Annotated in this window: 29 protein-coding genes; 21 read left to right on the top strand and 8 right to left on the bottom strand. The window is 65.2% G+C overall.

Annotated features, from left to right (window positions below; translation table 11 throughout):
* Positions 1-84: 84 nt before the first annotated feature.
* The 5 genes from H7J86_RS26400 to H7J86_RS26420 form a co-directional block, all read right to left on the bottom strand.
* Positions 85-396 carry a hypothetical protein gene (locus H7J86_RS26400; RefSeq protein ID WP_267294598.1) on the bottom strand — a complete coding sequence of 104 codons (312 nt, stop codon included), beginning with the start codon at positions 394-396 and terminating at the stop codon, positions 85-87.
* Positions 393-725 carry a hypothetical protein gene (locus H7J86_RS26405; protein ID WP_267294600.1) on the bottom strand — a complete coding sequence of 111 codons (333 nt, stop codon included), beginning with the start codon at positions 723-725 and terminating at the stop codon, positions 393-395. Before H7J86_RS26405 ends, H7J86_RS26400 begins: the two co-directional genes overlap by 4 nt.
* A complete protein-coding gene (locus tag H7J86_RS26410; protein ID WP_267294602.1) occupies positions 722-976 on the bottom strand; it encodes a hypothetical protein in 255 nt (84 codons plus the stop codon). Before H7J86_RS26410 ends, H7J86_RS26405 begins: the two co-directional genes overlap by 4 nt.
* A gap of 86 nt (positions 977-1,062) precedes the next feature.
* Positions 1,063-1,296, bottom strand: coding sequence for a hypothetical protein (locus H7J86_RS26415; RefSeq protein WP_267294604.1), 234 nt, complete (start codon positions 1,294-1,296; stop codon positions 1,063-1,065).
* A 35-nt stretch (positions 1,297-1,331) separates the two neighbouring features.
* A complete protein-coding gene (locus H7J86_RS26420) occupies positions 1,332-1,769 on the bottom strand; it encodes a hypothetical protein (RefSeq protein ID WP_267294606.1) in 438 nt (145 codons plus the stop codon).
* Between the two features lie 271 nt (positions 1,770-2,040).
* Between H7J86_RS26420 and H7J86_RS26425 the strand changes: the two genes are divergently transcribed.
* The 21 genes from H7J86_RS26425 to H7J86_RS26525 all read left to right on the top strand — a co-directional run bounded on the left by H7J86_RS26425 (position 2,041) and on the right by H7J86_RS26525 (position 20,206).
* Complete coding sequence (locus tag H7J86_RS26425) at positions 2,041-2,868, top strand: hypothetical protein (protein ID WP_267294608.1); 828 nt, start codon at positions 2,041-2,043, stop codon at positions 2,866-2,868.
* Positions 2,868-3,269 carry a hypothetical protein gene (locus tag H7J86_RS26430; RefSeq protein WP_267294610.1) on the top strand — a complete coding sequence of 134 codons (402 nt, stop codon included), beginning with the start codon at positions 2,868-2,870 and terminating at the stop codon, positions 3,267-3,269. The genes H7J86_RS26425 and H7J86_RS26430 overlap by 1 nt, the downstream gene beginning before the upstream one ends.
* 534 nt (positions 3,270-3,803) lie before the next feature.
* Positions 3,804-6,923 carry a phage tail tape measure protein gene (locus H7J86_RS26435; RefSeq protein ID WP_267294612.1) on the top strand — a complete coding sequence of 1,040 codons (3,120 nt, stop codon included), beginning with the start codon at positions 3,804-3,806 and terminating at the stop codon, positions 6,921-6,923.
* 3 nt (positions 6,924-6,926) lie between these two features.
* On the top strand, positions 6,927-8,042 hold the full coding sequence (locus H7J86_RS26440; RefSeq protein WP_267294613.1) for a hypothetical protein: 1,116 nt from the start codon (positions 6,927-6,929) through the stop codon (positions 8,040-8,042).
* Positions 8,039-9,754, top strand: coding sequence for a Gp37-like protein (locus H7J86_RS26445; RefSeq protein ID WP_267294615.1), 1,716 nt, complete (start codon positions 8,039-8,041; stop codon positions 9,752-9,754). Before H7J86_RS26440 ends, H7J86_RS26445 begins: the two co-directional genes overlap by 4 nt.
* Positions 9,754-10,338 carry a phage gene 29 protein family protein gene (locus H7J86_RS26450; RefSeq protein WP_443677665.1) on the top strand — a complete coding sequence of 195 codons (585 nt, stop codon included), beginning with the start codon at positions 9,754-9,756 and terminating at the stop codon, positions 10,336-10,338. The genes H7J86_RS26445 and H7J86_RS26450 overlap by 1 nt, the downstream gene beginning before the upstream one ends.
* Complete coding sequence (locus H7J86_RS26455) at positions 10,335-11,432, top strand: hypothetical protein (protein WP_267294619.1); 1,098 nt, start codon at positions 10,335-10,337, stop codon at positions 11,430-11,432. Before H7J86_RS26450 ends, H7J86_RS26455 begins: the two co-directional genes overlap by 4 nt.
* Positions 11,432-12,583 carry a glycine-rich domain-containing protein gene (locus tag H7J86_RS26460; RefSeq protein ID WP_267294621.1) on the top strand — a complete coding sequence of 384 codons (1,152 nt, stop codon included), beginning with the start codon at positions 11,432-11,434 and terminating at the stop codon, positions 12,581-12,583. The genes H7J86_RS26455 and H7J86_RS26460 overlap by 1 nt, the downstream gene beginning before the upstream one ends.
* Before the next feature lie 5 nt (positions 12,584-12,588).
* The gene (locus tag H7J86_RS26465) at positions 12,589-12,924 is read left to right on the top strand and encodes a DUF7572 family protein (RefSeq protein WP_267294623.1); all 336 of its coding nucleotides are present in this window, start codon (positions 12,589-12,591) and stop codon (positions 12,922-12,924) included.
* Positions 12,924-13,121, top strand: a complete 198-nt coding sequence (locus H7J86_RS26470) for a hypothetical protein (RefSeq protein WP_267294625.1) — start codon at positions 12,924-12,926, stop codon at positions 13,119-13,121. The genes H7J86_RS26465 and H7J86_RS26470 overlap by 1 nt, the downstream gene beginning before the upstream one ends.
* A gap of 48 nt (positions 13,122-13,169) precedes the next feature.
* Entirely contained in the window at positions 13,170-14,696 is a 1,527-nt protein-coding gene (locus tag H7J86_RS33450) for a peptidoglycan recognition protein family protein (RefSeq protein ID WP_267294627.1), read from the top strand.
* Positions 14,696-15,802 (top strand): cutinase, encoded by a 1,107-nt coding sequence (locus H7J86_RS26480; RefSeq protein ID WP_267294629.1) that lies wholly within the window; start codon positions 14,696-14,698, stop codon positions 15,800-15,802. Before H7J86_RS33450 ends, H7J86_RS26480 begins: the two co-directional genes overlap by 1 nt.
* 12 nt (positions 15,803-15,814) lie before the next feature.
* Entirely contained in the window at positions 15,815-16,063 is a 249-nt protein-coding gene (locus H7J86_RS26485) for a hypothetical protein (protein WP_267294631.1), read from the top strand.
* Entirely contained in the window at positions 16,060-16,326 is a 267-nt protein-coding gene (locus tag H7J86_RS26490) for a hypothetical protein (protein ID WP_267294632.1), read from the top strand. Before H7J86_RS26485 ends, H7J86_RS26490 begins: the two co-directional genes overlap by 4 nt.
* Entirely contained in the window at positions 16,326-16,508 is a 183-nt protein-coding gene (locus tag H7J86_RS26495) for a DUF7620 family protein (protein WP_267294634.1), read from the top strand. Before H7J86_RS26490 ends, H7J86_RS26495 begins: the two co-directional genes overlap by 1 nt.
* Positions 16,509-16,907 carry a putative phage holin gene (locus tag H7J86_RS26500; RefSeq protein ID WP_267294636.1) on the top strand — a complete coding sequence of 133 codons (399 nt, stop codon included), beginning with the start codon at positions 16,509-16,511 and terminating at the stop codon, positions 16,905-16,907. It abuts the gene before it with no gap.
* Positions 16,900-17,640, top strand: coding sequence for a hypothetical protein (locus tag H7J86_RS26505; protein WP_267294638.1), 741 nt, complete (start codon positions 16,900-16,902; stop codon positions 17,638-17,640). The genes H7J86_RS26500 and H7J86_RS26505 overlap by 8 nt, the downstream gene beginning before the upstream one ends.
* A gap of 3 nt (positions 17,641-17,643) precedes the next feature.
* Positions 17,644-18,507: a hypothetical protein gene (locus tag H7J86_RS26510; RefSeq protein ID WP_267294640.1), complete on the top strand. Its 864-nt coding sequence runs from the start codon at positions 17,644-17,646 to the stop codon at positions 18,505-18,507.
* A 16-nt stretch (positions 18,508-18,523) separates the two neighbouring features.
* A complete protein-coding gene (locus H7J86_RS26515) occupies positions 18,524-19,099 on the top strand; it encodes a hypothetical protein (protein ID WP_267294642.1) in 576 nt (191 codons plus the stop codon).
* Between the two features lie 3 nt (positions 19,100-19,102).
* Positions 19,103-19,981 carry a hypothetical protein gene (locus tag H7J86_RS26520; RefSeq protein ID WP_267294644.1) on the top strand — a complete coding sequence of 293 codons (879 nt, stop codon included), beginning with the start codon at positions 19,103-19,105 and terminating at the stop codon, positions 19,979-19,981.
* Positions 19,982-19,993: 12 nt separating this feature from the next.
* Positions 19,994-20,206, top strand: a complete 213-nt coding sequence (locus H7J86_RS26525; RefSeq protein WP_267294646.1) for a hypothetical protein — start codon at positions 19,994-19,996, stop codon at positions 20,204-20,206.
* Here H7J86_RS26525 and H7J86_RS26530 read toward each other — a convergent pair.
* The 3 genes from H7J86_RS26530 to H7J86_RS26540 all read right to left on the bottom strand — a co-directional run bounded on the left by H7J86_RS26530 (position 20,203) and on the right by H7J86_RS26540 (position 22,525).
* Positions 20,203-20,790, bottom strand: a complete 588-nt coding sequence (locus H7J86_RS26530; protein WP_267294648.1) for a DUF2510 domain-containing protein — start codon at positions 20,788-20,790, stop codon at positions 20,203-20,205. The genes H7J86_RS26525 and H7J86_RS26530 overlap by 4 nt on opposite strands.
* A 41-nt stretch (positions 20,791-20,831) precedes the next feature.
* The gene (locus H7J86_RS33280) at positions 20,832-21,668 is read right to left on the bottom strand and encodes a tyrosine-type recombinase/integrase (RefSeq protein ID WP_276065814.1); all 837 of its coding nucleotides are present in this window, start codon (positions 21,666-21,668) and stop codon (positions 20,832-20,834) included.
* Between the two features lie 224 nt (positions 21,669-21,892).
* Entirely contained in the window at positions 21,893-22,525 is a 633-nt protein-coding gene (locus H7J86_RS26540) for a GIY-YIG nuclease family protein (protein ID WP_267294650.1), read from the bottom strand.
* Between the last annotated feature and the right edge of the window lie 154 nt (positions 22,526-22,679).

Consider the following 22,679-nt stretch of genomic DNA (forward strand, 5'->3'; position numbering starts at 1 on the left):
CGAACAACGAACGGGCCCCGATCCAGTCACGCGGATCGGGGCCCGTTCTGTTTCGCCAGTCGCTCGCTATCTCCGATTGCGACGTTACCGCGCGACTTCCGCCGCGAGCTCGCGCTGGTGCTGCCGCATCCATTCCAGCCGGGCGCTGTCATCGCCGACCGGCGCATTGCGGATCAGCTCGACGAGCCGTTTCGCATCGTCGACATCATGACCCCATCCCCGATACAGCAGCACCGGCTCGCCGTCATCGCCCCGTTCCATCTCGGCATGTGTCAGCAACACGTCGAACTTCTCGGCGGTCGGAAGCACCTTCCACGATGACGCGATGAAGTAGGTCACCGCGCCGTCTCGGGCGACGAGCCAACCGTCGTCGTCGACCCATTCGAGCGGTGTCACGGCGTGTGGAGCGGAATCGTGTTGAGCCGGATCGCGACTCCGGGAATCACTTCCTGGATCAGTGCGATCTCTTGATTTGCGTCGCCACCGGCCGGAAACGACAGCTTCCCGCCAGCCATTTCAATCGCCTTGTCCCGCATCGCCTGCCAGGCACCATCCCACGTCGTGTGGGCACCTTCGCCGTACCGGTCCGGGTGTTGTGTCTTCAGCGTCCAAAACCAGATCATCGGCGGGCCCGCTTCGGCGGCTGCCGCCTGCTCGGCCTGCTGATTCATGATCGTCCCGAGATCGTAGACGGCGACCTCGGCCGGATCGTGTGGGAACTTCACGCGACCGCCTTACCGAATCGCTGGTAGGCGCCCTGTCGTGACGTGCCGAGCGCGACGCCGATCGCGTCCCAGGTGTCGCCGGCGTCGCGGGCCGCCTTCACCGCTGCGACGAGCTCGGCGTCCGCGGCGGTGACCGCCTTCGCCGCGGCGATGATCCGCCGGATGTGCGTTGCGTCGCGCGCATCGGCTGGCTTCACTTCGACGTTGTCGAGGAAGTCTTCGAGATCCTTCTGTTCCTTCACCTTTGCCATGTCAGTTACCTCGGCTCTCATCTGCCGTGTCGGCGGGTCAATCCCGCGTCCTGTTGTGTCGGCGGCTTCCTGCCGCCGACACGGCCCTACCGCAGGTAGGGGTAGAACTTCGCGCGGAGCACGTCCGCGTGAATGATCCGCTGCGGTTCGTCGCAGGGAACGATCAGTTCCAGCAGCGCGCCGGTGCGGCTGGGTCCGATCACGAGAAGTTGCAGCTCACCGTTGTATTCCTGCTCGATGTAGCGCAGCGCGTTCTCGAATGCATGGAGCATGTCGGCGTCCGCGATGTCGTGCTTGCGGGCGCTGTCTTTGATCTCCATACGTAAATGATACGTTTACACGTCGATGCTGTCAACTACTCATTTACATCTAGCTTAATCCCCTTGTCGCGCAACCACTCCATAGTGGTCACGCGGGGATAGAGGCGACGCCGACCAATCTTCTGCGACGGCGGCGCCTGATCCACGGTGACCCAGTACCGCCATGTTCCCGAAGGGATTCCGGTGATCATCTCCAAGTCATACGCGCTGAGCAGTTCTTTCGTGGCGTGGTCGGCGCGGTAGACCTGGTGCACGCGCTGCGCTGCCTTCACGCCGGTTTGCCATGTGTCGATCGTGCTAACGAGCCAGATTCGGATCGAACCTGTGGGCAGCGTTCCGTCGTCGTTGACTGGCCCGACGACAGCGTCAACAGGCGGTAGATCACCGTCGCTCAGGCTCCCGCGCGCGGCGCCGATCCGGTCTTCGATCTGCTCGGCCGTCAGGTAGTGGCGCATTGTCATCCGCTTGGCCATCCTTCGACCACGGCGGCAGCTCCGGCATAGGTACTGCCCTTCGGGGAGGGTTCCACGCCCGATGTAGTTGAATTCTCCGCATTTTGCACACGCGCGTTTGGAAGGCACAAACACGACTTTATCGTTGATCTCTTCTCCCGCTTGTGAGTTCGTCGGCAGACGAAATCCGGAACTTCTATCCTCTGCTCGGAGACCTACCCGGCACGGTCGCGCCCGCTGGCGACCGGAGCGAGGACACGGCGGAAGCGAAAGCTCGGAGCTATGTCGATAGGTGAGCAGCGACGCGGCGCGATCGGAAGCGCTCGGCGAATCCACAGTCCGATTCGTCTGGCGTGACCACGAACTGATCATTCGACGGGCACTCGAAGAGTGGCCGCTCGAAGCGATCCGCGCTGGCCGCTACGTCGACGCCGTCGTCGATCTGCTCGGCGTCCAGACCGCGCCGATCCCCCACTACGGCGACGTCATGGACCTGGCCGATGCCATGGCCGCCGCGGTCGGAGTCACGCGGCTACCCGAATCGAAGATCAACCGCGACAGCGCATTCGGATCGTTCGGCGCCGTCCCGATCCTGCTGTGGCTGCTCGACAAATACGAGGACGACATCGCGTCCGATCTGCGGACATTCCGCAACGTTGACTATCTCGACCGCTGGCGCGGCGGTCTCACGCTGCGACAGATCTGGGTCTACGTGCGCCGCCTGCCACCGGAATCAGCGCTGGCCATCGCACGCAACGGCGGCCGCGAGCTGTGGACGAAGCAGCACATCCTCACCGCGCAGGTGTGGGAACGGCTCGCCGGTCAGGTGTACGTCGGCCGCCCGATGACGGCCGAAGAGATCGGCGCCGCGCTCGCGAAGAAGGCCGAGAACGACAAGACGATGGCCGATCTGGCGGCGAAAGAGGACTACTACTCGCCGGCCGCGAGCCGGGCGCGTTGGGAAGCGGCGCAACGGAAGAAGGCCGAGGTCGGTCGCGCCGTCGCCGCGGCGCCAGCGGCCGCCGCCCGAATCGATGAACCTCCCGCGGTCGCGATGGCCGCGCTGGAAAAGGCGATGGCGAACCGCCTTCGCGATCGGCAACCACGAAAGGCCGGCTGATGACCGCTACCGATGAACGCACTACCGACGCCGAGGACACCGCGGCCGAAGACACGAAGCCCAAGGATGCCGAGCAGTCCGAGGAAGATGACGCCGCTGCCGAATTCGCTGCGCTCGACAAGTTCATCAAGCGGACCACGACGAAGAACACCATCGACTTCCGCGGCCGGAAGTTCAGCTTCCCGCGAGCCCGCGCGAAGTGGCCCACCCGGGCGATGCAGATCTTCCAGCGCGGCGTGATGGAACGCTATCCCGACGCCGTCGAACTCATGCTCGGCGCCGAGCAGTGGGACGAATTCCTCGACGTCGCACCGCTCATCGAAGACTTCTGGGAGTTCTTCACGATCTTCGCCCGAGCGGCCGGCTTCGAGCGCGCCCCGGGCGCGGCCGAGAAGAAGTAACCGACGATGGCAGCCGGCGCAGAGGTAGGGCGGTACGTCCTGCCGATCATGCCTTCGATCGAAGGCATCGGACCGAAGATCGACAAGACGCTCGGCCGGGCGTTCGCGGGGATCTCGAAGTCCGCTAGTGCTGCGCTGGCTGACGGTGTCGCCGACGGTGTGAAGGCCGCGGAGGCGGCCGTCGAGAAGTCGTCGACGAAGATCGCGAAGCTCCGCGAGAAGGAAGCGGCCGCGGTCGACAAACTCAAGGTCGCCGAAGAGCGGATGAACGAGACCCGCGACAAGGGCGGGTCGGCGTTCGCGCGGGCCGAGGCGCAACGCAATTCGGCGTTGCGGGCGCAGAAGTCGGCGATCTCGGAGGTCGAATCCGAGACGCGCAGGCTGACGCGGGCGCAGAAGGATCTCGTCGACGCGCAGAACGCGAAGCCGTTCAAGCCTGGTCGCGATGTCGACTTCCTACAGGGGCTCGGCGGTCAACTCGACGGGATCACTGGGCGATTCGGGAACATCGGCAAGGGCGCCGGCGGTGCGTTCGTGGTCGGTGCCGTGGCCGCGATCGGTGCGGGCGCGCTGCTGGAAGCGGGCGAGAAGGCCGCCGGGCTGGTGCTGAAGGGCTTCGAGTCGATCATCGACACCGGGCTCGACTTCTCGAAGACGATGAACAACTTCCAGGGCGTGACCCGCGCCGCCCCGGCGGACATGGCGAAGATGCAGAAGGCCGCGCGGGATCTCGGCGCGGATACCACGCTCGCCGGCGCGTCCGCGTCCGGCGCGGCAACCGCGATGACCGAGCTCGCGAAGGCAGGCTTCAGCGTCGACCAGGCCATCGGCGCGGCCCGCGGCACGATGCAGCTCGCGACCGCCGGTCAGATTGAATCCGCGCAGGCAGCCGAGATTCAGGCGAACGCGATGAATGCGTTCGGCCTCAACGCCGATTCGGCTGCGCACACCGCGGATGTCCTAGCGAACGCTGCGATCGCGTCGTCGGCTGACATCCCTGATCTGGCGCAGGCGCTCGCACAGGTCGGCGGCGTCGCGAAGGGATTCGGCGAGAACCTGGACGACACGGTCGCAGCGCTGGCGATGTTCGCGAACGCGGGTGTGAAGGGCAGCGACGCCGGAACGCTGCTGAAGACGACGATGCAGTCGATCACCGACCAGGGCAACCCGGCGCAGGGCGCTATCCAGTCGCTCGGCTTGGAGCTCTACAAACTGAATCAGCAGGGCGACAAGCAGTTCGTCGGCTTCCGAGATCTGTTCCGGCAGCTCGACGAAGCGAAGAAGCGGATGACGTCGGAGGACTTCCAAGCCGACACGAACATCCTGTTCGGCTCGGACGCGATGCGGTCGGCGATGCTCGGCAACGCGCAGGCCTTCGACGACATGTACACGAAGCTGCAACGTGTCGGCGCCGCCGGCGAGATGGCCAACGCCCAGATGCAAGGGCTGCCCGGCGCGGTCGAATCCTTCAAGAACACGACGGAGTCGATCAAGCTCGACGCGTTCGATGCCCTCGGCCCAGCATTAACGGGCGGTCTGAACGAGTTCGTCACCTTCCTCACCACACACAAGGCCGAGGTCGTCCAGTTCTTCGTCACGATGGGCGACGCCGCCCTGCGGATGGGCCAGGTGATCGCTGGATCTGTTGCGCGCGCGGCGGGGATACTCGGCACACTCGCTGGCGCCGTCGGACTCGACGACATGGCCAAATCGCTGAAGTTTGTTGAGGAATCCTCCGACCAAGCGGTCAACTCGATGGGTAAGGCCCGCCTCGGACTGGAGCTCTACGGCAAGCGCACCGCGGAGGCGAAGAAGTTCACCGACGGCCTAGGCGACTCGGTGAAAACGCTTGCGGCCAACGGCAAGGACGTCACGATCGACGTCAAGGACAACACGCCGGAGGTTCAGCAGAAGCTCGCCGCGATGGGCTATCGGTTGATGGCGATCGCCGGGGATCCGACGCATTTGACGATCATCCCCAACACCGAAGAAGCCGGCAATCAGCTCGAAGCGTGGCGCGCCGAGCAGTCCGGGCAGACGATCAATCCCAACGTTCATCCCGAACTCGGGCCAGCAGACGATGCGATGAGCGCCTGGATCGCCAAATGGAAGACCGCGATCTCCGCACCCGTCAACGTACTTGCCCCGAACCAAGCGCCCAGCCCGACAACACGAGACCAGCTTTTACTTCCAGTCCCGCCTCGGGCCCGCGGCGGTATCGACGGCATCGGCCGCGACGCGCACATCGGATCACCGGTCTACCCGAACGGCCTTGTCCGATACCGCGAACCGTCGACCGGAGGCGAAGCGTACATCCCACTGAACGGATCGCAGCGCTCCCTCGATATCTGGCAGGAAACCGGAAGTCGTCTCGGCGTCCATGGCGTGATGGCCTTCGATCAGGGCGGATTCTCCCCCGATGTGGTGGCCGCCGAGGCGCTGGCCGGAACCGGCTACAGCCAGGGCAACCGCACCGACTGCTCGGGTATGGCTGCCCGCGTCATCAACCGTGCGCTCGGCCTGCCCGACTCCGGTCTGATGTCGACGAAGAACGCCGCGCAGTGGCTCGCCGAGCGCGGCTTCCAGCCTGGCATGGGCGGGCCCGGCGCGATCACGGTCGGTTGGTACGACCACGGCCCGAACCCGAACGACGGCCATATGGCGATGACGCTGTCCAACGGGATGGGCGCCGAAGCTGGCGGGAAGAACGGCGAATTCACTGTCGGATCGGGTGCGGCGAAGGCCAGCGATCCCCAATTCGACCAGCACATGTTCCTGCCGGTGCAGGGTATGTACGGCGAAGGCCGCGGATCCGACGGCGGTGTCGGCGGCTACGGGATGGGCGGCGGCAGCATCCCGGCTGGCTCGGTCGCCGGTGTTGATCCGACGACCGGTGAATCCGGCTACTACACGCAGGATCCGCGCAAGATGCGCGAAGCCGACCAGCGGGTCGCCGACGCGGACAAGCGGGTCGCGCGGGCCGAGCAGCGGCAATCCGAACTGAAGGCCACAGCGAAGGAATCTCAGAAGCAGGCCGCGCAAGACGAACTCGACGAAGCGAAGCGCGAAGCGGCTGATGCCCGTGCGGACCGCGACGACGCGGCGAAGGGCAAGTTCACGAAGCTGAAGTCCGGCAAGGGTGTCAACGGCCAGGGCAACGCGACTGACCCGATCGGCGGGATCGTCGGATCGTTCTTCAAGGAAACGCTGGGGCTCGACGGTTCGATGTTCCCGGACATCTCGCAGCTCGGCGTCGTCCAGCTTCTCAATGCGATCGCGGGGATCAAGTACACGCCGCAGGGCAAGGGCTTTCCGTGGCAGACCGGCTACGCGAACGGTGACGGTACGCCGTGGTCTGGGTCGCCGTTCGCACCGGCCGGGGCGCCCGGTGAAGCCGCGGCGACGTCCGGTCTGCCGTTCGGGATGATCCCGTCTGCCATCGACGCCGCCGGATACGCGCGCGCTGGTATGGCGCCCCCGGGAACGCCGGCGTCCGGCATCGGATCCGGGCCAGCTCCCGGCCCTGTCGACATGAGCCGCAACGTGTCGATCCAGGTCGACTCCGGTCCCACGAGCGGAGAGATCGGCGACGTCGTGCGCAAGCAGGTCGCCAACGTCGACCGCCTTCACACCTACGTGCCGAAGGGGGCCTGATCGATGACGACGATTCAACTGCCGGGATTCCCGCACACCGACGATCACCCGTGGCGCTCGCTTCCGCCGGAGATCCGAGACGAAGCGGTCACGCTGAAGTGGATCGGATCAGACGGCACGGTGTGGCCGCTGGCCGGGCTCGACGGTGGTGTCGAAGGTGCGTTCATCGCCGGCGATATCGAAGGGCTCGTTCACATCCCGTTCGACACGATCTGGACGAAACCCGCGTACGGCCCACCCCGCTTCCAGCGCGCTATCCGCGGCCGAAAAGAGATCTCGTTCCCGCTGGGCCTGATGTCGGACACGTCGCTGGGCTGGCTCGACACCGGTGGGCGGTGGTGGCGCGGATGCAAGAAGGACTCGACCGGCTTCTTCACTGTGACGACGCGGCGCTTCGGTGAGCTCTACATTCCGATGCAACTGTTGTCGGCGAAGTGCACGCTCGCCGATGACCCGGTGCGGCAGCGGTTCTCGATTCACGACATCGTGCTCGCTGTCGACGGCGACCCGTGCTGGCGGCGGCCCGACGTGCGGCCGGCGCCGTTCATCCGGCCACCGGGCACGAATAAGAAGCTGAACAACGGTGTGCTGCGCGCGGTCAACCGCGGCACCGAGCCGGCTTGGCCGATCTTCGTCATCAGCGCACCCGGGCAGATATCGCTACCCGATGGGCCGAACGCGTTCACCACGCCGGTCCTCGAGTCCGACATCTTGTCCGACTGGCCGCAGCTCGGCCGCCTCTACGGGATCCCGATCGTCGACGACATTCTCGGGACGCTGACCCGGCAGCGCACCGATACCCGCATGATCGACGTCCCGGAGCTGATGCCCGGCGAGCACGCCATCATCGACACCGATCCGTCGCACCGGCTCGCTATCACCGCGAAGGATCCCGTCGACACGCTGGTGAAGAAGTTCATCCGCAATAGCGATCTGCTGTCGTGGATTCTCGGCGAGTACGGCGATAGCGGGATTCCTTTGCTGCGCCGGTTCAAAGGGCAGGGTTTCACGACGCCGATCCCGCCGCGCAGTGTCGCGACGTTGCCGATCAAGCACTCGAAGGCTGGCGGGAAGATCTACGTGCAGGTGCCGCAGCGCTTCGAAATGGCGCTCGCATGACGGTCACTCTCGACGCCGGGCTACAGGCGAAGACGCTCGACGGTGAGCTCACCGAGCAGGTGTACATGCAGTTGCTCGAACGCCGCCACGCGTACATGTCGCGGAAGGTGAAGAAGCCGCTCATCCGGTTGTGGGATAAGGAATTCCACTTCATCACCAGTATCGAAGACGTCGACCGGTGGATGTGGGAAGAGCTCGCCACCGACGACGGCACGGCCGAGATCACGTTCTCTGGCAGTCACCAGGACTGGCTCCGCGACATCCTCATGGTGGAAACACCGATCGGGGCCGACCTGCACATCACCATCGACCCGGACCCCGATGATCCGCACGATTGGAAGAACCGCTGGGGCGGGAAGGTCGTCACCCTCGAAGACGACGAAACGGCCGGCGAGGCACCGGTTACCACGATCAAGTGCGTCTCGAATCGCCGCCACATGCGCGGAATCTACCTGGCCGCGAACCCCATCTTCCCGATGGAAGTCCAGCTCCCGAAGATGTACCTGTGGGGCGGCCCAACGGCTTTCACGTGCGCGAGCTCGGTGTTCATCAACCTGTTCCGCCTCTACACCCTGAACGGTTGGTTCCCGATCCCGCGGAACATGTTCGCGCCGGAAACCTGGCTGGAGAACATCTCGCCGCTGAACTGGCCGGTGCAGGTGATGCCGATCAACCCGGTCACCGATCAGTCGCGTTGGTGCACGATCGGTTCGCGCTGGAAGGACGCGCAAACCGTGCTCGGCCCGGTGATGAAGGATGCCGGCGTCATCTGCCGCGCGTACACGTGGCTGCCCGGCGACCCGCCGCCGTACACCATGTTCGGGCCGCTCGCGAACGCGCTGAAGCCGACCCGGGCATGCGTGATCCTGTCCTTCGAGGACAAGTCCGGGGTCGGCGGCCCGACGGGCACGATCATCGACGGCGGATTGAACCTGATCGCAGCAACTTTGGACGATCTGATCACTGAGACGATCATCCCGCTCGACGCGAACAAAGACGGCGAGACGGACCCGTTCTTCCGGAAGCTGCTCTCGGTCGCGCCGAAACCGCCGCCGATCGTCTACCGCGATGTCGGCTACGGCAACATCAAGCGAAAACGCCGGGTAATACACAAATCTCAGGCCACCGACATTGTGGTTGGTGGCAAGAGTCCCCAATGGGTCAACCAGGCAATAACATTCGCGATCAGATACGCGATATCCCAACTCGCACAAGTCGTGTTGGGTCAGGAAGCGTACGGCGTCGAAGGCCTCGACAACCTGTATCAAGGCCAGCTCGACGATGTGTTCCTGGCCTTCCAGCGGTTCGTAAACCCTTTGCGTTCAGCGGAAGCCGGACCGTACGCGTTCCGTGAACACTTCGCGCAGAACACCGGAACCGCGTATGTCCTGAACGCGATATCCGGCATCGCGATCGCCGACGAAGAGGTCAAGGCCTACTCGTCGATGAAGTTCGACGTCGGCGATGGCCCGTACGTCTACGGCCAGGACTACACGCTGGGCGACCGGGTCGGCGGTGAGATCCGCGGAATCCTCTACGTCGATCAGATCCTCGCGGCCCGGGCCGAAGGCACGCGCGACCTGGCCGGCGACATCCAGGTCAGCTTCGGCGATGACTCGCGCGAAGAGAACCCGATCGCCCGAGGTTTCCGCACGATCGGCAACGTCGCCAACTTCGCGGCACTACTAGCAGGAAGCGGGGATCTGTTCTGATGGGCAAAGGTGCACGGCTGAAACGGAAGTCACGTCCGACGATCCCCGGGATTCCGGATTCGCCATACTCCGACGCGTTCACCCCGGCCGAGTGGGATGACATCCGGGCCCGCGCCGACGACCTCGCGAAATACTTCCGCGACGCCGTGAAGATCACTGACGGCACGATCATCGGGATCGACGAAGCCACCCTGCAATTCCTGATGCTGCACGGCGTGCTCGCCGGCGTCACGCAGGACGACGAGCTCGCGCTGATCCGCGCGAAGGTGCTGCCCGACGAAGCCGGCCGCCTGGCCGACTCGCAGGAATGGGTGATCAAGCGGTTCGACACCGAGGAAGCGCGACTCGCCGACCTCGAAGAGGAAGCGCGGCTGCGCAAGGCCGCATTCGATGTCCAGGTCGCGCAGATGACTCCCGAAGCGCGGGCGGCATTCGAGCGGCAGTTCGAACCTGTCGCGCGGCAGGCCTTCGAACTCGGCGCCGAACGCGCGGCCGCGGATCTCGACGCCGCCGCTGAAGAAACCGACGAAGCGAAAGAACTGCGCGCACAAGCGCAGCGGCTCCGACAGGAAGGCCAGCTATGACGATCCCGATCGAACCGATCTACCTCGGTACGCGATTCGTCAACATCAAGTTCTACGCGATGCCACGCAACCCCGGCGATCCGCAGATGATCGCCGGGACGCTGACCCTGATGCCCGACGAAGCGGCCCTCACGCTCGACGCGCTGATCGGTCCGCAGGGCCCGCGCGGTCTCCCGGCGCCGTTCTGGCGCCCGGAATTTCAGTCGACGATCACCAATCCGGCAGATCTGCCGGACGGGCTGCTCGAGGCCGACGCCGGCCGCGCCTGGTACATCGCCGGTTTCTGGCATATCTGGGACGGCGACAACTGGCAAGTGCTGCTCGGCTCGATCCCGGGCCCGCCCGGACCGACCCCGAATATCTCGATGACCGCCGAGCAGGTGGTGATGTCGGGTGCCACCCCGTACGGCGAGATCGTCGTGCAGGAAGGCGGCACCGACGAGAACCCGACGTTCCACCTGCTGATCCCGGGCATCGTGGGCCCGAAGGGCGACAACTCCCGCATCGCAGAGTCGTTGGACTTCGAAGGCGAGATGCAGGACGGGCAGACGCTCATCTGGGATGCCTCGGCGCACGGCGGCGAAGGCCGCTTCATCCCGGGCGACCCGACGCAGCAGGTGATGCAGTACATCACGATCCCGCAGGGCAGCTTCGGTCCGGCCGGGGTGTACTCGTCGGCGCGCACCGTCATCGCGGCGCCGTCCGTCGGCCCGCTCGACTACGCGTTCTATCCGAAGGTCGGCGGTCACCTGCGCTGGCAGCGGTACGGACTCTTCAACTCGGCGCAGGTGTGCGTCGAAGTGCGGATGCTGCCGCAGGGATCCACGGATGCACCGGAGTCCGGCGAGCTGATCGGCAAGGCGATTTACGATCCGGCCACGCTCGACAGTGAGACGGTGGCGCACATCCGGGATCACTGGTCGTCGAATGCTGACCCCACCCGGGCGGTGAACCCAGAGTCGGCGATCGGCCGGATCTCGAAAGACGCGGGCATCGACATCTACGTGATGCTGGTGCGGCAGGGCGGATCCGGCTCGTACAAGTTCATCACCACCGATTCGCACCTGTCGATCGAGCTGATCCCGGTTTCCTGATGCCCAGAGCCGTTGACAAGCACCCGCAGAAGCGGGGCACTGGGAACGCGATCTTCAACCCGCTGCGGTCCGGCGTCGCGTCGTATGAGGATCCGATGTCGGCGATCGGGTCCGACATGCGGGAGATCGGCGGCCCGTGGCGCACCGTGTACAGCTCAATCGGGAAGCTGTTCGGGTTGCCGTCGCCGGAAGAGATCGTCGCCGGTGTGGCCAACGGCATCGGGACCGTCATCGCCGGCGCCGTCGACTTCCTCGGCAGCCTCGGCGAGCACTTCGTTGACCTGGTCGACGGATTCGCGAACATCTTCAAGATCCCGATCCTGGATCCGTCGAAGATCCTGAACCTGCCTGGGCTGTTCAGCAACGTGACGGCCGGCTTCAAGAGCTTCTTCGACACGTGGTTCGGCCGCACCGACGGCGACGGCTCGACGACACAGCTCACCTACACCATCGAGGCGATCAAAGACGCGGTGATCAACGGCTACACCGTGCACACCATCACGTCGAGTGAGACGAACTGGGCAGTACCGATCCCCGTGCCGACGGAGTTCACGGCGATTCTGATCGGAGGGGGCCACGACGGCGGCGCTGGCGGCAGCGGGGATCCCGGTCTGCACGGCTCGTACATCGCGTTGCCCGTCGACTTAACCGGCGTCACCGCTCTGGACATTCAGGTGGGCGCCCCGGGCAACAAGTCGTATGTGCGCGTCGCGAATACCACCACGCCGCACACTGGAACTGTCCTGGCTGAATCCGCGGCACCGGGCGCACCGGGAGGCATCGCGGGCCCGTTCGGATTGACGGCTTCGGCATCGACTCCCGGCTCGGGCGGCCAGGGCGCCGTGGGGTCCACGAACTCGACCCCGGGTGAGGCATCCGCCCTCGGAGTTGGGGGCACCGCGGGCAACAACGGCACATTCGGCGGATCTGGCGGCAACGGGGGCAACGTCTCGGCCGGCTCCCAGATCAAATGCGGCGGCGGTGGCGGCGGTGGCGGCGGGAAGGCGAACACGTCCTTCAACCAGGGCGGCAAGGGCGGCGCCGGCGGCTATCCAGGCGGCGGTGGCGGGGGCAGCGGGTCGAGCAACGCGGCCACTCAGAAGTCCGGCGGTGCGGGCGCTGCGGGTGTCGTCTGGCTCTTCTACAGGTAGGGGCGATGGAAGCAACATTGTTGACGGAGAACCTTTCTCAGTTTTGCCCGATCACCAATCACTACGCGTGCAGCGACGGGACGTTCCTTCTCGTCACGGTCCCCGCGATGGATTCGGTCGGGTCGCTGGAGATGTTCGGTGTGAAGGTGCCGATCTCGGTATCACATCTGCCCACTACGGTCGACGTCTACCTATCCGACGAAGATCAGAATGTGCTCGACGCCGACGGTGATCTCGCGAACGGGATGACGCCGCTCGCTCAGTTCGACGTCGACACCTGTCCAGATCACGCGGCAGCCCTTGCGGCGCGCGGATACACGCTCACCACGGAGGGCACCTGATGGCACGAGAACGGCCGCTGACCTATCAGGATTTACGCGAGGACTCGCCCACTTTCGGCGCGATCGCGGTGAAGCGCTACGACGGGCACCCGCTCGGCGATTACGGGGTCATGACGATCGACGCCGGCGGCGGCGGCGTGAAAGAAGTTCAGCTCGCCGGATGGACGTTGACCGTCCCGGTCGTCGACGTCGGCTGACCTCGGATCGGTTCGCTCAGAGTCACAGTCGCGTGCTGTGCTCAACGCGTGAGCTTCACCCGCTTCCTCCAAGACGACCCGCTGCTGACGCGGGCCGACTACATGCGCATCTTCATCGACGTCGCGAACGAACTCGGGCTCGAAGAGAAACCGGCCGCGGTGCTCGCCGGCATGTGCACCATGCAGGAAGCCGGCGTGAAGGACAACGATGCGCCCTTCGAGCGGCGAATCTGGTGCCCGGCCAACCCGACCCGGGAACCGTCGAGCGTGAACTACCCGCACGACAGCGAGTCCAACGACGGCCGATCATGCGGCATCTGCCAGCAGCAGCGCGGCCCGAACGGTGAACTGTGGTGGGGCACCGTCGCCGACGAGATGAACCCGCGCACCGCGATCCGCAACTTCATGCTGCGGTTGCCGAAGGAATTCCACGCCAACGACGGCGTCGACGCCGGTCACTTCATCGCGGCCGCGAAGTCCGCGAACGATGTCGTGCAGGGTGTGCAGCGCTCCGGCGTCCCCGAGGCGTACGCGCAGTGGTGGGGCGACGCGATCCGCCTGTACAACGAAGTGAAGGCCGGCGCCCCGGTCACCGTCCCGCCGCCACCGGATGCCATCGAGTACGAGCACGGGCCCTGGACCGGTGACCCGATCTGGCTGGCCGACGTGCTGCGCGCTGAAGGTCTCACTGTCGTCGAAACGCCGGGCTGGCTGGCATCCGGGCACGGCGACATGGGCTCGCTGTGGGGTGTGCTGAATCACCACACCGGATCGAATGGCTCGACGTGGACGTCGATCCGCTACGGTCGCCCGGATCTCGCTGGGCCGCTGGCGAATATCCACCTGCGGCGCGACGGTGTCGTCGAGCTGGTCGCTGTCGGATCGTGCTGGCACGGCGGGACCGGGTACTGGCCAGGCCTCGGCCGGCACGTCGCGAATCAGCGGATGATCGGGATCGAATGCCAGAACGACGGCGGCGGATCGCCCGGTAAGCCGCACCGCTCATCCTGGCCGGACGCCCAGTATGACGCGCTCGTGAAGCTGAACGCCGCGTTCTGCCGGCGCATCGATGCAGATGCGTCGCACTGCCTGTCGCACAAGGAATACGACCAGGGCGACCCGCCGACTGCCGAGGGCAAGTGGGATCCCGGAGCGATCGACATGCCAACCCTGCGCAACGACATCCAGGCGCAGATCAACCGCAAACCGACGACGACCGGAGGCTTCCTCATGGCACTCACCGATAAGCAGCAGCAAGAGCTCTACGACGAGGTGATGAAGCGCGGCCCGTCGCGCGCTGCCCTGGCCGAGGACGGCAAGGACATCGAAACGATGCTCGGCTACATCTACAACATCGACGGCAACATCTGGGACGGCCGCAACGCAATGGCCTACCTGCTCGACGTTCCGTACGCCGTCGAGCACGTCGAGCGCGTCGCGAAAGACGGTGTCGCGCCGGACTCGTACGCCGCGTCAAACCCGTTCGTCGCTGAGTTCGGCCAGGACATGTGCAAGGCGCTCGTCGCGTTCAAGCCGAAGTTCCAAGCGGTGTTCAAGACCGCGGCGGCGGGCTGATGAACGGCCCGAGCGGCAAGTGGATCGGCTACGGGCCGGGCGACTCCGGCGAGCCTGTGCGCGCAGCGAAACGTGAGCTCCGACGGAAGTTCTCTTACGCGGCCGGTCTCGACGACACCCCCGTCGCCGATCCCGCATTTCAGGCGGCGCTCGCCACGTACCAGGTGAAGAAGAACGTCGAGCTGGTGAAAGCCGGGAAGACACCGATGCGGATCGACGGCGTGCTCGACTACCGCACGCAGGACACGCTCGGCCTGATCGAGCACGGGCCAGCACCGAAGCGCTTCCCGATCCAAGGCGTCGGCAACGCGGACAGCCGCGCGTACCTGATGCCACCGGATGCACCCTCGTTTCTGAAGGACGTCGCCGCGTTCGGCGCGGAAGGCAACCGGCTGCACACCATCTTGCGCGCCAACGGTCCCGCGCCGATCATCCCGATCGGCTACTCGATGGGCGGCACGTCGGTGCAGCAGTACCTCACGAAGGTGCCGCCGGAGTGGCGTGACGACGTGAAGATGGTCATCACGTTCGGTGATCCGTCGATGCCCGAAGGCGGATCGCTGCTCGGCGACCGGCCGGGCCGCGGGATCTCGTCGATGCCGCAGCCCGATTGGTGTCGGGATCGCCTGTACTCGTTCGCGATCGAAGGCGACATGTACCCGCAGGCGCGCGGCCTGCTGTTCTTCCTATTCGAGATCATCGCCCGTGCTGAGCTCACCATCGAGTTCGCGACATGGCTGTTCACGAAGTTCCCGACCATGGCGATGCAGCAGCTCATGGGCCAGGCGCCGTCCGACGATCCGATCGCCGGTGTGCTGTCCGGGCTGGCGAAGTTCAGTGGTGCCGCGGCCGGTCCGCTGCAACTGCTGTTGCTGCTGCCGCAGCTCGTCGAGCTGATCGTCGATGCGCTCAAGTTCGCGGCCACCGGTGCACACGGCATGTACGGCGACCCAGGCCACGCGCTGTGGGACGGCATGACGGGCGTCGACAAAGCGGCCGCGCTGATCCGCGAGATGGTGCCCAACGCAACGCTTCTACTATTCCCTGGCTCGTGGGCGATCTGGAATCAGGGCTTTCAGTTCGACGTCGCGCTCCGACTGCAATAGAGAGAAGGCAGCATGTCCGCGCTCACTGAATCGTGGAAATCGATCCTCGCGTTCCTCGCGCTGTTTACCACCAACGTCGCCGTGCAGTTGACGACGGTCGGCGTGCCGTGGCCGGTCGATGGCGGCCAGTGGGCGCGGTTCCTGCTGACCACTGCACTCGGCACCTGGCTCGTGTGGCAGGGTCCGGCCAACAAGAAGCGTGCGACCCCTCGGCGGCGGCGTGCCCCGAAGCCGACCGTCCCTGAGAGCCCGGCGAAGTGACGGTCTGGAATGCCGCGTTCTGGTCTCAGATCACAGGTCCGGGCCTTGCTGTCCTCGTGGCCGCGGCGTTCGTTTGGGCGCTGGCGACCGGCAGGCTCGTCACCGGCAAGCAACACGATGCCGTTGTGAAGAAGGCCGAGATCGACGCCGAATCGGTCCGTGTCCTGTCTCTGGAGATGGCGAAGAAGACTGGTGGCGAAATGCTCGCGATGCAGCTTCTCACCACCATTCGAGAGTCCGCAGTGACGAAGGGTGGCACGTGATGTGGCCGTGGCGGCGCCGTGTCGCCGAAGCGGAACAGCAACTCGCCGAGGCGCAAGAGCGTAAGCGTGGTGTCGACGAGCTGGTGAATCAGTCTCGGCGCGTGACGAATCGGATGCGCCAGGAGATCGAGAAGAACGGCTTCACCGACTTGTTGACCCAAGCGATGCAGAGGGGTACCTAGATGCGCTGGCTGTACGTGGCCGGGATCGCCGCAATCGTCGGCACGTTCGTTGCCGACATCTGGTTGACGGTCGACTACGAGCTGGACGCGAACGTGTCCCTGCTCTATCTGGCCGCGTTGGTCACGATCTTCGCTCTGTTGTACGGGTTTCGCTCGAATTGGCGATCCAGCCGCGTCGGCAAGGTGTTCCTGATCAAGTGCGCGTTCCTGTCCTTGGTGCTGTGGCAGATCGTTCTCTCGGCCTGGTGGGACTCCGATTACCCCTTCCGCCAGCCGATCCGCTTCATCCTCTACACGGCGGGCGCCTGGACGTACGCGTCGATGGTGGTGCAACTGATCCGCGAGCAGCAGCGCGACCGGAAGCGGCGCCGCGAGAAGGAGGAGTCTTCGGATGGCTGACCTGGCCTTTCTGACCACGTTCTTCGTCGACTGGCAGGCGCGCGGAATCATCGGCGACACCTACGATCCAGGCTTCAACCCGGACGCGTTCAAACCGTGGTGCGATGTCCAGTTCACACCGAAGCTCATCGGGCAGGACTCCCAAGAAATCCCGATCATTGAGCAGAACCCCAAGCTGACACTGCTGCTGCTGCCGGTGCCCGCCCGCCTCGAGTCGGGTGTGCTGAAGGCGGTCCGGGGCGCCGCACCGGCGACCGGTGAGGACACCCCGACGGCCGACGAGTACAACGAGCAGAGAGATTCGGTCGGTGTCCCGCTGACCGCCGAGACGGCCGCATTGGAACTCCACGACGGCGTGCACCTGGTATACGAAGTCAAGTTCGGGCCGATGAAAATCAACGGCGGCACATACCAGTTCGACGACTTCGTCTTTCCTGCGCCCACCACCGCCACGCGCGTCCACCTGACGACCGTCGAGCGGCTCGACTTACCGCCGCGGCCAGAGCGCACCGAACTCGTCATCCAATCGACGAACACGGACTTTCTGCTCGACGCCGGCACCACGGGCAAGGATGTGGTGCGCGCCGACACGGCCGAAGAGATCCGCGAGCTCACCGGCGCTCTATTCGGGGTTGTGGTCGACTCCGCGGGCAACCCGGTAACGACGAAGCGAGCTCGAATCGTATTGGACGAGAACGGCGAGATCGACGACATCCTGATTGAGGAGGCATAAACGATGGGGATCGCAAGGGATGTCGCCACTTCAGCCGGACAGGCTCGCGCGCTCGACCTTCGTGCATCGGTTCGCTCCGGCGGCGCGGTGCTTTACCAGTCGAATTTCGACCAAGGTATGGACGGTTGGATCGACCACTGGGGAGGCTACGCGCCGCAACTGGCGATCGGCCGAACGAGTGAGATCTGCCATACCGGGTCGCACTGCCTGATGCTCTCTACCGGCGAGCATGCGGCGCCGCCAGCCGACGATGTTTCGAGTTTCGTGTCGGCGTTCAAGCGGCTTGCTCGCCACTCGGACGACTTCCGGTACGTGAGCTATTCCGCGTTTCTCGCTGTGGGGATCGGAAACTACAACGGGGCGTGGGAATCGTTCCTGATGTACATCGATACCCAGAAGCAGGACAACAGCTCTCGTTCCTTCTACTTTCTGCGGTGCTCCCGCGTGCTGTCGGGTACTTACCAGGGCGTCACGCTGGTCAACGAGCATGGTCCTTGGCTCATCCGCGGCGATACCGGCGCAACGCCGGAGCAGCGGATGATCCGAATTCCGGGGTCGGCCCATATGCATGTCGGCGACAACGAGAACAAGCAGAACTTCCAGTACGTCCGCCTCACAGTCGATTTGAAGGCCAACGCCGGCTTGGGCGGATACAAGGAATTACAGGTCGGCGAGCACGTCTTCGACCTATCGACGTTGGGGGCAGGCAAGTCGACCGAGCCCATCCAAGGTGGCACCGGTATCGATATCGACGACTTCGCTGGGGGTTTCAATATCGGGCTCGGCATCGGCCGCAACATCGCCATCGCCGACGGGTGCCAACTGATGGCCGACAACATCGTCGTGTCCGCATCGAAGGCCTACTGAGAAAGGCGGGCACAGCATGGGTAACGCACGCACACACGTGTTCATCGCCCAGGACTGGAATGGCGGGCTCCGGATCGGCGGATCCGTACCACTCATCCAGCCGCCCAACCGATTCGACTGGCGATCGAACTACGACAACTACGTCGTGTGGCAGCTCGCCATCCGTGGAATCACCGACGGCGGGCTGCCGGGCGCGCCGGCGAACGCACTGCCCGCCGCGTTCGCCCTCAAGGCCCGCTTCGAATACAAGCGGCCGCACTCCGGACAGACATACCGACACCAGTCGTCCGCGTGGCACAACATGACCGAAGACGAAGTCGCCACGCACATCGTCGAAGGGATGCCACTGTTCGGGCCCGGACGCGAATCGTCTGTCGTCGTCGACCCGATCACCGGCGTCGGGGACGGCATCATCGCCGACCAGAACACAACCGGCTACAACCCCGTGACAGGGATGTTCGCCAACCCGATCGTCGTGCGCCGCACGATGAAGTTCTTCCCACAGGGCATGCGAGTGAACAACCAAGGTTCGTTCTTCACCGGCGGCACCAACCCGCGGTTCCTGTACACCCTCACGGCGAACGGAGCATAGAGAATGTCATGGCGCCGCACACCGACCGGCCTCGGCCAGCAGTCGCAGCAGTATTCGCTTCCCGTCGCGCTGGCCGCCGAGCAGGTCCAGGACGTGCAGTACACGGGCCCTGCCGGGCTCACCGCATCGAACAACATCCTCGTTGCCGGCGGCGCCGCGATCGACACCATGGCCGGCGCAGGGCTTCCGACCTACCGATCGTTCTACGTCCAGGTGACAGGCACCGCCGGGATTACCGCGGGTGCGATCGTGTTCGAAGGATCCAACGACGGCGTCACGAACTGGGTTGTCCTGCCCTACGTGGACGGCGCGGCGGCCACCGGTAACGCCACCGCGGCCGGCGTCACCATCGCGGCGGGCACCACACGGTTCTTGCAGGGCGCGATCCCCTACCGCTACTTCCGGGTGCGCATCTCGACCGCGTTCACCGGGGCTGGCGGCTCGATATCGGCGATCGCCACACTGAGCCCAGCGCCGTATGTGTGGCCGATCGTGCAGGTTGGGCAGCCGACACCGGCGAACTTGAATGCGACGGCGCAGTTGGCGCCGCGCGGCAGCGGTGGCAACTCGGCGTTCAGTGCGGCCGTGACGAACGCCGCCGCGGCGATCAAAGCGGGCCCTGGCCAGATCTACGCCTATGAGCTGCACAACCCGAACGCCGCTATCGCCTACGTGGGTTTCTTCAACAAAGCCGCCGCGGGCGTGGTGCTCGGCACCGATGTCCCGCTGTTCACGATTCCAGTTCCCGCCAACCAGCGGATCGGTCTGCCGCTCGACGTGGGTGTCGCCTTCGGCACCGCTGTCTCGGTGGCGGCCACCACCGCACGCGGCGGCGCCGTGGCGCTCGCGAGCGCAGTCGACGTGACCGTCTTCTACACGTAAGGAGCACCCGCTATGCCTGGTCATCCTGATTCGACGTCGACGCGGCCGGTCCGCAACGGCACCTGCAAGACGTGCGGCGGCGCCATCCGGCACTACCCACCGCCGGCCGGCGGTGACGGTCCCGGCGCGTGGGCCCACCTCGGCCGCGACTGGCTGAAGGATCCGCACGATCCGGATCCGACCGACGAATCACTCGCCGCCGCGCAGGTGACACCCGCCGACTAGCGCGGCGGCGAAAGGACGTCGGCGATCGAGTGCGCCCGGGCGTCGATATGCCCGCCCGCCGTGACCACCGCTTCGCACGCATACGGCTCCGGCCCCGCGTACCCGCCGAAGCCGTTCTTCGCGTTCACCGTCCCGGCGGCCGACCAATACTTGTCGCCTGCCGCCGGATCGAATTCGAAGCCTGGCGCCGGTGTCGAGTTCGGCGCCGGCCATGCCTTCCAATCGTCGAACTTCGCTGAGTCGGGATCCCGCAGGCTCTTCTTCGCCGATTCCTGGCACGTGCTGATCACAGTGGATGTGGTTTCCTCGACACTGAACGTCGGCCGCGAATAGGCGCTCCGCGTCGACGAGCTCGGCGCCGCTGACGGCTTGTCATCGTCACCGCCGCCCGAGAGTAGCCCGATCATCATGATCACGAAGAACGCCCCGACGACACCAACGACAGTTCCCGCGACGAGGGTCGACGTCTTGGCGCGCGCCGGCGGTGGTGGCGCGGGTGCCCATGCCTTGCCGTCCCAGTACCGCTGCTGCGGCACGCCCGACGGATCGCGATACCAGCCCGGCGGCGGCGTCGGAGCGCTCATAGCCGGACAGGCTATCGCGACCCACAGGGACTCCGCAGCAGTTAGGCAGCGGCGCGGAACGGATCAAGTCGGTTGATCGCCGCGTGTCGCTTCCGGTCGGGCACCTTGAGGTAACCCTGGGTGGTCGACAGCGACGCATGTCGAAGCAGATCTTGCACGGTACGGATGTCGGTCCCGTCATCGAGCAGCGTCGTGCCAAACCAATGGCGCAGCTTGTGCGGCGTGCCCGCCACGTCGGCCCGCCGCATCGCCAAGCTGACCACATGCGATACCGATTTCGGCAAGATCGGTTCACCCGGACGCATCGAGTTCCCGGGAAACCAGATCCCGTGTGTCGGCATCGTGGCGGCAGCTTCGATTAGGAGCGGATGCAGAGGGATCGTTCGCGACTTCCGGTTCTTTCCGTCGACCCATATCGACGGCACGGACGCGTCTACGTGCTCGCCACGGACGCCCGCGACCTCGGCGCACCGCATGCCAGCCAGTGTCATCAGCAGAATCATCACGCGGGTGCGGTGATGCATACGGACCGTGAGCAGACGCAGCAGACCGTTGTCGGAGACGGGGCGCGGCTCACGGTCCGGTTCTTTCGGGCGGCGGACCTTAATCATGGGGTTGTCGTGGCGCAAGTCCGTGAATTGCAACCAGTGGAACCACGCTTTGAGGTAGCCGTGATAGGTGCACGCCGTGCCCGGGGACCAGTCGAGACGGTGTGAAGCCATCCACGCAACGATGTCCATCGGCTTCGCTTGGCAAGGCTGGACGCCTGTCTCGTGGGCGAACTGCGTGACGATTCGCGCGCGTTCTGAGATCACGGTGAACGAGCGGTGTTCGCCGTGCATGGCCAGGATCCAGTTTTCCAAGTGTGCGATGTCCATACTTGGTAGTTCGTTGCTAGGCGGCTGTCGCGTTGCTGTGAACCTGTTCAAAGTTAGGCCGTCTTCTTTGTGGGACACGCCATAGGCCCTTGTGCCCATTCACGCAGGTTGATAACGTTTTCGGGCTGTAGTTCTTCGGAGCAGAAGGCCGCAGGTTCGAATCCTGCCGGGGGCACCCTTGTTCTAGCAGTTCAGGCAGGTTTGCGCGGGCTTCCCGCGGCCGCCTACGACCACTCGGCGAGCACGCGCATCTTGCCGGCCTTCACCGCCGCCTCTCGGCGCCGCCGCTTCAGCTCGGGCGCGAAGGCGTTCCGCCCGTTCTCCTGGAAGTTCAGCGGCAGATTCAGGGCATCGATCAGCTTGGGTTCGAGATACCAGGGCTCGGGGTGCAGCACCCAGGACACCGCGGCATTCTCGGCCATCCACTGGGTCAGGACGGCTTCCCCGCCGGCGAAGGTCTGCCGCTTGCCCGACCCGATGCGGCGCAGGGCGAAGCCCAGCTGATCACCGAGAAGCACGCCCAGCGACTTGCGCAGCGTGGAGCCGTCCGCGCCCGCATTGCCCGCACCGAAGTGGTACCGGACACGTTTGCGCAGATCCTGCGGGACGTACGGTTTGCCGTCTGTCCGAGGCGGCCCGGGGCTGATACCGACGTAGAGCAATGTCCAGCCGTCGCGTTGTTCACAGCCGGAGACATCGATACCGCCCGGGATATCCCGGAACCACCAGCCGTACGCGCCCGCCGCACTCGGCACCGGGCACGGGTCGGCGAACACCTCGGCACGTGTATACCGCTGAGCAGCAAGGAAATTCACGACCGCGTTGGCGCGGCGCTTCTCGGACATCGACTCAGCCATATCGCCCAGCGTAGTCGCGGTTGCACTGACGTTGCGCACTGTCGCGCGGTGACCGTGCGACACCATCACGAACGTCACCGCCCACGGCTACCACGCCACATCTCGACCGGTGCCGAAGGCGACGCGCACGTGGTGCATCTGATGTCACTATGAC

Source organism: Mycobacterium hackensackense (assembly GCF_025822555.1).
Lineage (GTDB): Bacteria > Actinomycetota > Actinomycetes > Mycobacteriales > Mycobacteriaceae > Mycobacterium > Mycobacterium fluoranthenivorans.